Genomic DNA, 14,254 nt, shown 5'->3' with positions numbered 1-14,254 from the left:
CCGCACCGATAATCATCACCCACACGACGATCAGGAAAATGAGCGCTGCAATCCTGATTTCTACAGGTTGCATTATTTGCGCCGTCCCAGCATATGCGTCCCCCCGAGACAAAACCCTGTTATCCCTCGTGCAAATTCCCTATGGCGAGGGATGATGCGTGACGGTCGAGAGCGTGGGCGCATGGGGCGCCGAACCCTTCGCTTTCTCGAAACTGATGTGGCTTTGACCGATCAAGTCGCCGGACGTAGCTCTGTCGCTGCGTTCGAGATGATGGCCATCAAGGAAGGAGCGATAGGCATCTGCGATACCCTCCTTCAGACCTATCTTAGGAGACCAGCCGAGAGTGCGAAGCTTGTCGACGCTCAGGAGTTTACGTGGCGTGCCATCTGGCTTGGTGAGGTCGCGCGTGATCTTGCCTTCGAAACCAACGATCTCGGAGACGAGGTATGCCAATTCGAGGATGGTAATGTCTTCGCCACAACCTACGTTCACATGACTTTCGGCGGAATAGGTCTTCATGAGATGGACGCAGGCGTCGGCGCAATCGTCAACATGCAGGAATTCGCGCCGCGGCGTGCCGGTACCCCAGATACATATCTCTTGTTGCTGGTTGACCTTGGCCTCATGCGTCTTGCGTATGAGCGCCGGCATGACATGGCTTGACCCGAGGTCAAAATTGTCGCCTGGACCGTAAAGATTGGTAGGCATGGCCGAGATGAAATCTCTACCGTGCTGTTTGCGATAGGCTTGGCAGAGCTTTAATCCGGCAATTTTGGCGATCGCATACCATTCATTCGTGGGCTCAAGCGATCCGGTCAGAAGTGAGTCCTCAACGATCGGCTGATCGGCGAATTTCGGATAGATGCAGGACGAGCCCAGAAACATCAGTTTTTCGACTTGAGTTCTATGGGCGGCGTGGATGACGTTCGCTTGGAGAATCAAGTTGTCGTAAAGGAAGTCGGCCGGATAGGTAGCATTCGCGAGAATACCGCCGACCCTCGCAGCAGCCAGGAAGACAGCATCGGGACGATGCTTACTCATCCAGGCCTCCACCTGCTCCTGCCGTCTGAGATCGACCTCGGCGCGGGTGGCCGTCAAAATCTCGCAGCCCTCGGAAGCGAGACGCCGCACGATCGCAGAGCCCACCATGCCGCGGTGCCCGGCGACATAGACCCTCTTTCCGGCAAGGCTGTAGATCATCTCAGGCATAGGCAAAACCTTTGGTTACACCGACCGACGGAACATTTTGTGCCATGAGTTTCAGATCCTCGCGAACCATCTCCGCAACCAGCTGATCAAGATTGGTCTCATGTTTCCAGCCAAGCTTCGTGTGCGCCTTCGTCGGATCGCCAATCAGAAGATCAACTTCGGTCGGACGGAAGTAAGCCGGATCGATCTCCACCACACACTTGCCGGATGTCTTATCGTATCCCTTTTCCTCAACCCCGTTCCCACGCCAATCAATCGGCATGCCCACCTGGGCAAAGGCTTTGTCGACAAAGGAACGAACCGAGTGCGTTTCGCCGGTCGCAAGGACATAGTCCTCCGGTTCGTCTTGTTGCAGCATCAGCCACATGCCACGGACATATTCTCGTGCATGTCCCCAGTCGCGCTTGGCGTCCAAGTTGCCGAGATAGAGCCTTTCCTGCAGTCCAAGATGGATCGCCGCCGCCGCCCGGGTGATTTTGCGCGTCACGAATGTTTCGCCGCGGATCGGGCTTTCGTGATTGAACAAAATGCCGTTCGAGGCGTGCATGCCATATGCCTCGCGATAATTGACCACAATCCAATAGGCGTAGAGCTTGGCCGCAGCGTAAGGTGATCGAGGGTAGAAAGGTGTCGTTTCGCTCTGCGGGACTTCCTGAACTTTGCCGTAGAGCTCTGAGGTGGACGCTTGATAGAAGCGGGTCTTCTTGGTCAGTCCCAGGAGGCGAATTGCTTCAAGCAGCCGAAGGGTCCCGGTTCCATCAGCGTTAGCCGTATATTCCGGCGTCTCGAAAGAGACTTGAACGTGGCTCTGTGCGGCGAGATTATAGATTTCGTCCGGCTGCGTTTCCTGAACGACGCGGATGAGGTTCGTTGAATCGGTCATGTCCCCGTAATGCAGAATAAAGCGAGGATTTTCGACATGGGGATCCTCGTATAGATGCTCGATGCGACTGGTGTTGAACGACGATGAGCGTCGCTTGAGGCCGTGAACAATATAGCCCTTTTCCAGGAGCAATTCGGCCAAATACGCACCGTCCTGACCCGTTATACCTGTAACCAGCGCGACTTTATTTTCGTTTTTCAATGCGGTCTCCGTAACTTATTTCGGAATCAGGCGGACTGCTGTTCGAGTTCATGTGAACTCGTGGTACTTCCTCAGGGAGCTCACAAACAGTTCTGAATCGCTGAAGTTGTACATGGCGTGTTGTTTCGGATTGACGTTGTTTATGGCAACGGCAATCTCTGCGTTGCGCGCGGTCTTCAGCTGATGTAGGCAAAACTCTACGGCGCGACGGCTCGTCTTTCCCCATTTTACGACCACCAGCGTTCGTTCTGCTAACGCTGTCAGATGCATCGTATCAGCCGAGGCGAGCACCGGCGCGCTGTCGAAGATGACGATTTGGCCGAGTGAGGCGGCCATCGCGACGATGTCCGCCGCATCAGCCAAACGAACGCGCCGATGGAGACTGGCATTGCCAGCCGGGATGAAGTCGATGCCGCTTGGATGGTGATGGACGATGTCCCGCATTCCGGCCTGTCCACACAGGAATTCGTTCAACCCCTCCTTCAGCTCCGATTTGAAAAACGAGTCGAGATTTCCGAGTCTGAGGTCGCCATCGACAAGCAGCACCGGAATCCCGTTGGCGGCGAGATCGATTGCCAGGGATCTGGCGACAAGCGACTTACCCTCTCCGCTGTGAGCCGACGTCACAACGATACTGTTGGGCAACTTTCCGCCATTGGATTGTTTGAGCGACGTCATGACGGAGCGAATTGCTTCGTCAAACATCCCGTCTTGGATGCTCCCGAAGAGCATCGACGGATCTCTCCGGTCTTTCCGTTTCAGGTGCGGGATGAATCCGGCGGGTACGATGCGCGACATTCCGGCCATCTGGTCGAAGCTGCGGACTGAGTTGTCCAACATCTCGACCACGAAAGCGGCCGTCACCGCGATCGATATCGAAGCCAAAAGGGCGCCGATCAAATAGAAAAGCCGCCCGCGTCCCTGCGGCGCCAGCGGCACCGCGGCCGGTGACAAGACTTCCAGTTCCGCGCCCGGCAACATGGCTTGCGCAGCCAGGCCACGGCGCTGCTCCTCGAGCTTGTCCAGCGCCGTTTGCTCTCTGTCAGCCATGTGCTGGAGTCGGGCCAACTCGGTTTGCGCCAGGGCAGAGCGAGTGCGTTTCTCATGAGCGGCCGCCAATGCCGACCGGATTGCGTCGTCCTCATGATCGAGCGCCGCAAGCTTGGCGTGTATCGATTGGAGATATCGATCGGTTGCATGGCTGAGATCGGTGCGAGATTTAAGGATCTTGGCGCGCGCGTCGACCACGGCTTCGGCGGTGTTGCCATATGTCTCAAGAAGGCGCTCGAGATCTTGCTCCTGCGCACGAAGCTCGCGTTGCATTGCAACAATGCTGTCGGGAATGACCATATTCTGCAGAACGAGCGAGGGGTCATCGGCCGCTTCGAGTGCGGATATCGTTGCTCTCGCTTCAGCGCGGCTTTGTTCAATTTTTGTCCGCCGCTCGCCCAGCTCCACTATAGACTTGATCTGTTCAACCTGATCGTCGTCATTTGAGGCAACGTCGGTAGCTTTCTGGTACACGTCGGCGGCATCGCGTGCTGCCTTGGCGCGCGCCATCTGTTCATCGATGCGCAGCAGAAGCCATTCTTCTGCTGCGTCCACTCGACCGCGCAGACTGTCCTTCCGCTCTTCGAGGTAGATGCTGATGAGCCGGTTCGGGACCGAGGCGGCCAGTTCGGGGTCGCTCGCATCGAAACCGATCTGAATGACGTCACCCTGGCCATCGCGCCAAACGCGGAGGGCCTTGTAGTATTTCGGGATTATCGGCTCGATGCTGTCCCGTATCGGCAAGGACGGTTTTTCACTATCGACCCAACCGCGCAGCATTGATCGGATCTTGTCGATAGGCGAGATTTCTTGCAGCGCCGGATTGAATTCCGGCCATTCATTGAGCCGCAGGTCGCGGATTACCCGCTCTGCGATGCTCCTGGAAAGAAGCCGTTCGGTCTCAGATGTGGCGTCCAGCGGATCGTTGCGGCCGGACTCGTCGATGCCGAGCTTTGTCGCCAGAGGCGTGTGGATGATCAGCCGGGACTCGGCATGATAAGTCGGCTTCAATCCAGAAATCACGGTGGCGGCAACCGCCATAAGGAGCATGACGATGGCCATTATCATGGCCATCCGTCGCCGGATAAGGCGCAGGCCTGAAGTCAGATCAAGGTCGTCCGAACGAGTCTCTACCTGAAGCCGGGGATCGTAGCGCATCGACGAGAGCGAGGTGTTGCGGTCTGGCGGCACAGTCGAAATAGTCATCGTTCACCCGCCGTCGTTTGAGGTTGCGCGGAGATCGCGTCGTAGAGTTTGTCCAGCGATCGCATGTAAGCCTTCATACTGAAATTGTTGAGATAATGAGCGCGGGCCTTGGCCGACAGATAGTTGCGGACTTCCGGGTCGGTGACGAGCTTAGCCAGCGCCGCAGCCAGGGCATCCTTGTCTCCGACAGGTACGAAGACGCCGGTTTCACCGTCGGAGATGACTTCGCCGTGCGCGCCGACGCGCGTGGTGACGACGGCGAGCCCATGGGCAAGCCCTTCGACCACAGCCATTGCCAAGCCCTCGGCATGCGAAGGCAAGACCAGGATATCTGCCCGTGTACACAACGCCTGCGCCTCGTCGGCGCCAAGCCAGCCCGGCATTTTCACCAGATCTGAAAGTCCCATGGCGGCAGCCTGGCGCCGGTAGTCTTCCACAGGTCCGTCGCCTGCCAGCACGGCTCGCCACCGGAGCTCTTTCATGATCGGATGACTTAAGGCAAGCAGAAGCTCCTGAACGCCTTTGCGTTCGCTCAGCCGGCCGAGAAATATGATCAACGGCATCTCGCCGACATGAACATTGCGCGGCCCGGGGTCGGGAACACAATTGCCGATGACGACGACGCGGCGCTCTTCCACGCCGAGAAGCGTCGTTAGCGTCACGCGGTCGCGCTGGCCCAGTGCCACGACCTGGTCGGCATGTTGGAACATCCGGCGTACAAGCATTTGTTGACGTGGCGAGCGTGCGGCAAAGTCGCTCGCGTAGTCGTAGTCGTGCAGGTGCAATATGTGAGAGCATCCAAGGAGACGGGCAGCCTCGGTCAGGATCAGTTTTCTTGCGGTGCTGCCGCGACCCGCGACATGAATATGGTGAATGCGTGCCGGAGCAATTATCCGGTCCTTCGCCATCATCAAGACGGCGCCGAGCAGGCGCACAGGCGACGCAACTGAGGACCACCGAGGCCCTCTGGTGTCGGTGACGAGGTGTGTTTCGCCGGCCTCCTTCGCCATGTTCGATATATAGCCGACGAGCCTGCCAATTCCGCCACCGTTTTCGCAACCACCCGGGACGTAGTGGCGGACGGTTGCTGCTGCGTTGCGCGTCGCTACCCGATTCCCATGCGTGAGCGCGTTCATTAGCATGCCCCGACCACCTCGCGATAAACGGCCGCAGCCTGTGCTCCGACCTGTTCAGGCGAATTCGGACCTGTAGCCCATGCAAGCGCGTTGGTTCCGAAATTGCTTCTGAGTTCGTTATTTTTCGCCAATGTCCAGATGGCCCGCGCGAGCTGCTCCACATCTCCCGGTGGAACTACCATTCCCAGTCCGTTTGGCAGAACGGTGGCTCGCAATTCGCCGACATCAGTCACGATAACCGGTTTGCCAAATGCCGCGGCAAGATTGAGGACGCCGCTTTGAGAGGCTTCCGTATAGGGAAGGACAACGATATCGGCATCCAGAAAAAGCTGGGCGACCTCCATATCCTCGATAAAGCGGTTGCGAATATCATAGCGGCCGGCGTCCCCCATAAGGGGCTGGAAGATCCACGGATCATCGCCGCGGCCAGCGACAGTGATGCGGAGATTGGGGAGCAGGTCCTTGAGCATCGCCTCGGCACGGATCAGATGCTCCAATCCCTTGTAAGCAAAAATCCGTCCGAAAAGCAGAACGCGCAAAGTTCCATCTGCGCCGCGCGGCGCCATCTTGTGCCGCCGAGCGAGTTCCGCGTAGCGATGAATGGCGGGATGCGACAGGACATGGACACAATCAGGCGATTTTGAATATCGCTCGAGGACCATTCGTTTCAGCCCTTCGCCATGGACGATGACATGACCCGATTGCCGCACCATCAATTGCGGAGCCCAGGCGGGCAGGGTGCGGGTGTCGGAATCGCCGGGATGCACCGCCACGTCATGGACGGTGGTCACGATCGGGATCGGGCGCCAGAACGGCGCGGCAAAGTTCAACCAGAGCGTCGAGTTGCTCAGAAGGTGAATGACGTTCGGCCGCTCCTGCCGGATAAGACGTGTGAGTTGGTGCAGGAACCAGGGATTGGAGAGCGAGCGGTGCCTTGGCCAGTCCATCAGGTGCAGATCGACAGCCGGATCGATCCATGGAGCAAGGTGTGCGTAGCGCCGGCGCGGAACCGCTAGGACGACGTGCGCATGTCGCGCAACGCCACTAGCGAAGGAGATGGTGTAGTCTTCCAGTTCGGAAACCAGCAGCAGCGCCTTCATCGTGCCGACTCCGACAAGCCGACATCCTGACCAAGTCGAGGCAGGTCGCAGGCTGTGCGCAGTGCATCACGCGTCCGCCTCAACAAGTTTGGTTCTCCGGCGAAAAAGAGCCCTTCCACGGCAAGTCTGAGCCGGGTGCGTGTATCGGCGCCCTGCAGCCTGGCTGAGGCCACCCGGTACGGATAGTGATCGGTCAGACGCAGCCTTCCCGCCAGATCGTGCGCAGAAAGAAACCGGTTCGTCGCTTCAACGGTCGCCTGCCAATGGGCCATCCGCCTTCGCAGCATGGCGGCGTCATCGACTGGCCGATACCAATTGTTGTTGTGAATCCGATAGAACCCGAGTGGATCCGACAAGGCGACAACGCCCCCCAGAAATGGGTAGATGCCTGTGAGCCAGGCATCTGCAGACATGCGGAACTGCTCGGGAATATCCCCTGCAGCATCCCACGCGCTACGCCTTACAGCGATAGCTGATGTCATCGGGAAGGGCCACCAACCAGCCGATCTGGCGAGCCGTGGCGACAAATTTCCTGAACACAGGGTCCGAGGGATTGGCTTGAAGGCTGGTGAACCATCGGTCTGCGTTGGCTGAAGTCGGTGATAAACAAGCGATGCCTGAGGATTGGAGTGGAAAGCAGCGGCTGTTGCCGACAGCTTACCTGGCGCCCACCAGTCATCGGCGTCGAGAAAACAGAGGATGTCGCCACTGCTTAACTTCACAGCAGCATTTATGGCGGCGGCCTGTCCCTGGTTTTCCTGGAAAAGCACCGCCACCCGCTTGTCATAGCCGTCGAGAACAGAGCGCGACTGATCGCTCGAGCCGTCGTCGACGACGATTATCTCAACATTGGACGCCTCTTGGCTCAAGGCGCTGTCAATCGCTCGTTCGACGAAGCGACCGTAGTTGTAGTTGTTGATAAGGACGCTGAATGTCGGCCGCTCCATGACACCCCTCAAGCGCGTCGCTGGGCGACACGTCGGTGCGCCAGAGTTGCGAACGCTCGCGCGTTTGGCAGCGCGAATTGATGGAAGGAGTTCAGCTCGATCAGGATTTCGCTTTGAGCCGGTAGGGTCACCGCCGACAACGCCGCAACGCGTGACGCTCCCTTTATATAACGTACAAAACCAGGACCATGACGCAGAACCATTGCAATCCCAACCCTTCTAAGCGTCACCTGCCAACAGCCGGCTGCGCCAGAATTATTGCCTCACTTCACCGGAACTGCGGCTCGGCGCGACGTGCTTCGCGGTATGCTTTCATCGTCAAGCTACCGGTGATTGGTCACGGGTGACATCTCCTCTTATGGGCAATGTCGTAGGCCCCAGCACCAACTTTTGGGGGAGGGGTAGACTGCAAGCTTAATCCAAACAACGCCCTTGGGTGGTGGGTATGGACGTTAGGCTTAGCCCCGCCTTCGTTTGCGTTGGTTGACCGGGGATATGGCGGGATGATTGTTCGTTGGTAAGCAGCGCAGCTATGAAAGGGGACCCATGTCTTTCCAAATTGCCGCGATCAACAGCCTCTCATCTGTCCAAGCAAATCGGGACGGGTAATGAGAGCGTATACGCTTAGAATAGCGAATGGGCCGACTGTCAGTTGGCGGGCAATAGAGTGCTGGGGCGCCGGCCTATGCCTTTTTCTTCAGACAGGCGCGCTTTTCCCGCTCATGCTGGCGGATGCCGACGGAGGCCTGAGCGATCATGCCAGGTCTATACTGCGTCTGCTTTGTTTACCGGTATACGGGTTTACATTGCTGATGCTGGCACGAAATTCTCCGCAATTCATCATAGCGCTGAAGCGAAATTGGTTTGTCCCCCTGATGGTCGCCATGCCCTTCGTGTCTGTCTTCTGGTCGGTTGGCCCGTCGACGACTTTCAGGCGTGCCATCGGCCTGCTCTTCACCGTACTTCTGGCCTATGTGTTGGCCATACGCTTTACACCGAGGCAGTTGCTTCTCATCGCATTTGCCACCTTCGGAACATGTATCGTCCTTAGCCTGTTGCTTCTTCTAGTGTCACCGGGGCTCGCTCGCATGCCCACGGACAGCGCGGTTCGCGGCATATTCATCCACAAGAACAGCCTTGGTTGGTACGCCGGCATGATGATACTGGTGTCGACCGCCATCGTAATGGACGGCAATCCAGGCTTGCGGCGAGCAGCTTTGATCTTGCTGATGGCGGGCGGGGCTTGTCTCTTCCTTTCCGGATCGATGACCGCGACAATTGCGACGGTATCGGCATATTGCCTGATCGGCTTCTACTCCATGTTGCAGCGAATCCGTGGCGTCGGTCGCATTGTCTTCATCCTGTTTTTCGTTCAAATCTTCGTCGGGATCCTCCTTTTGCTTCACGAGTTCTTGGTCCCATTCCTTGAGGCGCTTGGCAAGGATGCCACTCTGACGGGTCGAGTGCCCTTGTGGGAGCTGGTCGATGGTCAGATCGCCGATCATCTGCTGCTCGGCTTCGGCTACCAAGCGTTTTGGACAGAGGCGAATCCCGAAGCCTGGATTATCTGGTCAAAGATCCAATGGATGGCTCCCCACGCCCATAATGGATTCCGCGATACGCTGCTGAGCTTCGGAGCAAGCGGAATGACTTTGTTCGCTCTGATGCTTTTGCAGGCACTCCGCCAAGGCGCGGCCCTCCAATGCGGGGACCCGCGTTATGGCTGGCTCTGGTTGAACGTCTTCACGGTTGTGATTTTGGTGATGAACCTGACCGAGACAATCTTCCTGATCCAGAATGACGCGATTTTCATTCTGTTCACAACGGCCATCATCATGTTCTCTCTATACAAGCCTGTTGTTGCTTCGACGGCCCCCGGCCGGCAATTGCGAGCACCGGCCCGCAGCAAAACGGCGGAGCTGCAAATCTCATGAGGCTGCGCTTCGCACCGATCTTGAGCATTTTGCTTGCGATGCTCTTTCCGCAGCCGAGCAAGCTGGCTCCGGTGCGCCCGGACGCAGATGCGCCCGACAGGCTGCAGACGGCGGTCAGGGAGGCAACCTGCGCGGAAGCTTCGCCGGCGACCTTTTCGGACAAGCTGAAGGGGACTTCACTGAGCAACATAATGACCGGAACATCCGCGCCCCGGGCAGTATTCTATGTCTCTCCCGATGGCAAAGACACCTGGAGCGGGCACCTTCCTAAAGCAAATTCTCGGCGTACAGACGGTCCTTTTGCCAGTATTGAAAGAGCGCGGGATGCTGCGCGCCAGAAGGGCGGCCAGAATACGATCGCAATGGGCAATGGGGATTACTATCTCGCTGAACCGATAGTCTTCGATGCTCGCGATGCGGGCCTGATCATCGCGGCGAGATGCAACGAGGCGCCGGTTCTGCACGGCGGCCCGATCGTTCGCAATTGGACGGCGCAGGACGATGGTCGCTGGAAGGCGTCACTGAAGTTGCCTGCGGGCCGGGATCTGGGCGATCTTTTCGTCGGCGGCGCGCGCCAGACGCAGGCTCGCTTTCCCAACGCTCCACTCGATGGAGATCCGCGCAAAGGGTGGCTTTTCGCGGCTAAGTGCACGCAGGACGACGACTTATGGCATGGTAACACGCGTTTTTGCTTCCATGCCGGCGATCTTCCGATCTCAAAAAATGCAGCAGGCCTTGTCGCCCACATCGTTGGTGGTTTTCACCCCGGCAGCCAGTGGGGCAGTGATACCCTCCCAGTGGTTTCAGTCGACACCGCGAACCGGGCGATAAATACCCAAGGCACCGGCTATTTCTTCACCGCAGAAGGCAGCCGCTATTTTTTGACCGGGGCGGCAGCGCTGCTCGATGCGCCTGGGGAGTGGTGGTATGACCGCACCAAGGGTCAACTCGATTATATCCCGACCAATGGGCTACCAACAGGTTCTACGGCTGTAGCCGGCATCCTGCCGACCTTCTTCAGGCTGGATGGAGCCGACGGGATGGTTGTATCGGGGCTCCAGTTTCGGGATGGGGATCCGCGGGGCAGCGGCAAGTTCGGTACCGACACCAGAAGCTTTGGGGCCATACGGCTCGATCACTCGGATGGTGTTCGGCTGCTCGGCAACTCCATCGACAATGTCGGCGTCGGCATCCATGTTTCCGAGAGCAAAGGTGTCTTGATTGCCGGCAACGTGATTGGAGATGTGGCTGGCAACGGGATTTACGTTGGCACGACCTATGGCAGCTTCGGCAAATCCGACGGTGCCAAAATCCTCTCGAACCATATTCATGACATTGGAAGGGTCTACTTTGAAACCGCGGGCATATGGTTCCAGGCGGCCGACAGTATCAGGATCGCTCATAACCTGGTCGAAAATACTGCGCAGTTCGGTATCGCCGGCGGCTCATTGTGGGGGGCACAAGACGCAGTCCACGACGCAGTCATCGAACATAACGAGATCCGTAATGCCAATCAGCAGACGGCAGATGGCGGTGCCATCAAGCTGATGGGCGAGCAGGCAGACCTCCTGAACAGCAGCATCCGCTACAATCTGGTCACCGGGACAGGTCAACTTATGAACAGGGCCGATGGGACGTTTTGGCCTTTCGGATATGAAAATATCAATGAATGGCCGACGCCTATCAGTTGGGCGATCTACACGGATGGCAAGGCCAGTGGTGTGCGCATCGAAGGAAATACGCTCTCGGACAATATATCGGCGATCGGCATCAACGGCGGCTGGAGCAACTTGGTGACGGGAAACGTCATCACGCATGGATCGGGCGCGGCTTTTCGCGTTGATGACGGTACGGGCAGGGGTTGGCGTCCGCCATGGGCACGTCCCAATCGTATCGAGAGCAATATCGTGTCGATCGACAGTAGCAACGGGCTTGCAGCCTATGTCTACGCTCCTGACCATGGGCCTGGATACGTGCAGTTCGCGCATAACCGCTACACCGGCAATTTGAACGACAAGAGCTTCCGAATACATCCGGAGATCATGCCTTCGGGAGAATTTGGCAGTTTACAGGATCTTCAGAAGGTTGGGGCGGACACCGAAAGCGTAGTCGCGCCGCCCGAGTAACAAAAGGGCGACGCGACGAGCGATGTTCCGCACCGGCGAGATCTGCCCGAGCGGCTTGGCGACTATCGCTCGGTGAAGCGGCGCTATTACCGCTGGATCGAGATGAGGAAACTCGCCCAGCACGATTGTTGCGGCGATCGGACGACCGCCGCAACAAGTAATAGTTACAGGAGAAAATCGCCTGCGCCCACGTGGACGAGGCCCTTCAGCTGAACCTCGAAATCATGAACGCCGTCGCCGTTCAGGTCGCCCTGGATAACGGTAGCGTCGTTCGCGGATCCAGCCTGGTCGTCATAGTGCCAGGCGAGCGCGCCAGCCTTATGGTCGAACAAGGCATTCTCCTGCGCCTGGAAATGGAAGGTTCCATTGCCCAGCCCAGAACCATTCGCATCTATCGCCGCGATGTCGATCTTATCGACGCCATGCTGGAAGTCGGTGATGATGTCGCGGTTCGAGCCAGACCCGGCTTCCGTCGGTGCTTTGAAGACAAACGTATCCGCGCTGACGCCACCGGTGCTGACGCCACCGGTCATGATGTCTTTTCCGGCGCCACCGATGATGACGTCCCCGCCGGCGCCGCCATCCAGCTTGTCCGCCCCAGCCCCGCCATTGAGAACGTTGCTGCCGCCATTGCCGCCGGTCAGCACGTCGCTGTAGCTGGAGCCAGTCAAGTTTTCGATGCTGGCGATCTTGTCACCGGTGGCCTGCCCGCCCGCTGCGGCCTTGGTCGCCAAATTGACGCTGACCGCACCGGAGCCCGCATAGCTGGCCGTGTCGGTGCCATAACCGCCGTCGAGCACATCCGCGCCGGCGCCGCCCTTCAACACGTCACTACCGCCGAGACCCTTGAAGGTTTCGTTGCCGCCGTTGGACTGACCGGTATGTGGCAGGATGTCATTGCCGTTGGTGCCGGTGAATACCTTCGTCGGCGTGGTCGGTGTGGTCGGCGTTTCCGGTTGCGTTGGCGTGGTTGGCGTTTCTGGTTGCGTCGGCGCGGTTGGCGTACCCGGTTGTGTTGGCGTGGTTGGCGTTCCCGGTGTCGAGCTGGAGCCCGATTCGTAGGCACCCATGTCGACAGTTCCAACGACGCGAGCGTGGCCGTCCAGATCGACCGACCCGACGCCGTACTTGGCGGTTCCGCTGTCGATTGCCGCCGAGCCGGAGCCGAGGTGGAAGTTGTCGCTCGCTGCCCCCGAAAATTTGGGGTCGACGCCGAGCTTGTTGCCGTTCGCCGCGCTCGGCATCGCGTTGCCGCCGTCGGTCTTGACCGATGCCTGGCCGGCCGTGCCGTTGTAGGTGATGTTGTTGGCCCAGACGACGTTGTTGTTGGTGTAGCTGTCGGTCGACGTGTTATCGATCGCAGTGTTGTTCTTGTTCACCGATGGGTCCGCTACGGCGATGTTGTTGGCCCAGATGTTGTTGCTCGACGCCGAGTTGCTGAGCTCACCGCGCCAGGTGCCGCTGTTCGCCGGGTCCTGATTGTTGTGGTATGCGGTGTTGTTTTTCACCGTGACGGAGTCGCTCCAGGTAACCTGGATGCCTTTGCCGCCGTTCTCGTAGACGAGGTTATTGTCGACCAGGGTCTTGAACGTGTAGTTCGGATGACCGCTCGTCTGCGTGCTCTGGAAATCGTCGATGATGATGCCGTTGCCGTCGGTGTGCTCACCCGACTTGGTGACGTTATCGTGCGAGATGTTGTCCCGCACGATCGTCCGGTAGCCGTCGGTCGAGGTATCGCCGGTGATGTTCCGGTTCTGGTAGATCGAGATGCCCGAGAACCAGCCCGTCGACGCGTTGTTGTAGGTCTCGTTGCCTTCGATGCGAATGAAGTCCGACTGGTTGAACTGGATGCCCGACTCGCCGCTGCCGTGGACCTTGTTGTTGAGGATCTGGACGTGGTGGGCATTGTTCGCTTCGATGCCGTCGCCTTTGGCGCCGCCGATGTCAAAGCCGTCGATTGTCACGTAGTTGGCGTTGACACTGATCGCGTTCCACGAGCCCGCGGGCGGCCGGATCAGCGCCCCGCCGGGCACTTCCGAGCGCAGCGTGATGTCGGCTGCCGCCGAGCCGTCCGTGTCGATGTTAATAGCTTCGTTGTAGGTCCCCGCCTTCACCACGACCTCGTCGCCGGGTCTTAGGTTCGCCGACATCGCCTCGCTGATCGTGCGGAAGGGAGAGGAGGTACTGCCGTTACCGCCGCTGCTGCCAGTTGTCGCTACGTAATATGTTGTCATGGTCTTGTTCCTCAACCCCCGCCCGTTAATATTTGTGGTTAATCCAGCGTTACGGCGGCAGGTTATAGGGTGACATTTTTGAGGGCGCAACAGCAACGCAACAGTAAGTGCTTGAGAAGCATAGCCTTATTGCTGCCACAATATCCGAATCGATCCAAAGTTACGTTTTGAAATATTTGGTGAATTTGGAGTCGCCCAAAATGTGGCAGTATTAATATCTCGCTTGC

General features: G+C 58.2%; 9 protein-coding genes. 2 read left to right on the top strand and 7 right to left on the bottom strand.

What is annotated here, in order from left to right; all coding sequences use genetic code 11:
• Window positions 1–139: 139 nt before the first annotated feature.
• Genes FY112_RS33830 through FY112_RS33805 form a run of 6 tightly spaced genes read right to left on the bottom strand, consistent with a single transcriptional unit; the run spans window position 140 to window position 7,733 of the window.
• The gene (locus FY112_RS33830) at window positions 140–1,210 is read right to left on the bottom strand and encodes a GDP-L-fucose synthase (RefSeq protein WP_151520320.1); all 1,071 of its coding nucleotides are present in this window, start codon (window positions 1,208–1,210) and stop codon (window positions 140–142) included.
• The gene (gene gmd / locus FY112_RS33825) at window positions 1,203–2,294 is read right to left on the bottom strand and encodes a GDP-mannose 4,6-dehydratase (protein WP_151520319.1); all 1,092 of its coding nucleotides are present in this window, start codon (window positions 2,292–2,294) and stop codon (window positions 1,203–1,205) included. Before gmd ends, FY112_RS33830 begins: the two co-directional genes overlap by 8 nt.
• Before the next feature lie 48 nt (window positions 2,295–2,342).
• Window positions 2,343–4,550: a polysaccharide biosynthesis tyrosine autokinase gene (locus FY112_RS33820; RefSeq protein WP_151520318.1), complete on the bottom strand. Its 2,208-nt coding sequence runs from the start codon at window positions 4,548–4,550 to the stop codon at window positions 2,343–2,345.
• Window positions 4,547–5,692 (bottom strand): glycosyltransferase family 4 protein, encoded by a 1,146-nt coding sequence (locus FY112_RS33815; protein WP_026158331.1) that lies wholly within the window; start codon window positions 5,690–5,692, stop codon window positions 4,547–4,549. Before FY112_RS33815 ends, FY112_RS33820 begins: the two co-directional genes overlap by 4 nt.
• Window positions 5,686–6,786, bottom strand: a complete 1,101-nt coding sequence (locus FY112_RS33810) for a glycosyltransferase family 4 protein (protein WP_131621605.1) — start codon at window positions 6,784–6,786, stop codon at window positions 5,686–5,688. The genes FY112_RS33815 and FY112_RS33810 overlap by 7 nt, the downstream gene beginning before the upstream one ends.
• Window positions 6,783–7,733: a glycosyltransferase gene (locus FY112_RS33805; protein WP_026158330.1), complete on the bottom strand. Its 951-nt coding sequence runs from the start codon at window positions 7,731–7,733 to the stop codon at window positions 6,783–6,785. Before FY112_RS33805 ends, FY112_RS33810 begins: the two co-directional genes overlap by 4 nt.
• A gap of 608 nt (window positions 7,734–8,341) precedes the next feature.
• On the opposite strand from FY112_RS33805, the gene FY112_RS33800 reads away from it, so the two are divergent.
• Window positions 8,342–9,667 (top strand): O-antigen ligase family protein, encoded by a 1,326-nt coding sequence (locus FY112_RS33800; protein ID WP_077979681.1) that lies wholly within the window; start codon window positions 8,342–8,344, stop codon window positions 9,665–9,667.
• On the top strand, window positions 9,664–11,793 hold the full coding sequence (locus FY112_RS33795; protein WP_017957543.1) for a right-handed parallel beta-helix repeat-containing protein: 2,130 nt from the start codon (window positions 9,664–9,666) through the stop codon (window positions 11,791–11,793). Before FY112_RS33800 ends, FY112_RS33795 begins: the two co-directional genes overlap by 4 nt.
• A 164-nt stretch (window positions 11,794–11,957) precedes the next feature.
• Here FY112_RS33795 and FY112_RS33790 read toward each other — a convergent pair whose 3' ends face one another.
• Complete coding sequence (locus FY112_RS33790; protein WP_131641735.1) at window positions 11,958–14,027, bottom strand: choice-of-anchor Q domain-containing protein; 2,070 nt, start codon at window positions 14,025–14,027, stop codon at window positions 11,958–11,960.
• Window positions 14,028–14,254: the final 227 nt, after the last annotated feature.

Source organism: Rhizobium sp. PEPV16 (assembly GCF_008919455.1).
Classification (GTDB): Bacteria; Pseudomonadota; Alphaproteobacteria; order Rhizobiales; family Rhizobiaceae; genus Rhizobium; species Rhizobium leguminosarum_Q.
This window is presented reverse-complemented; position numbering and strand designations above follow the sequence as displayed.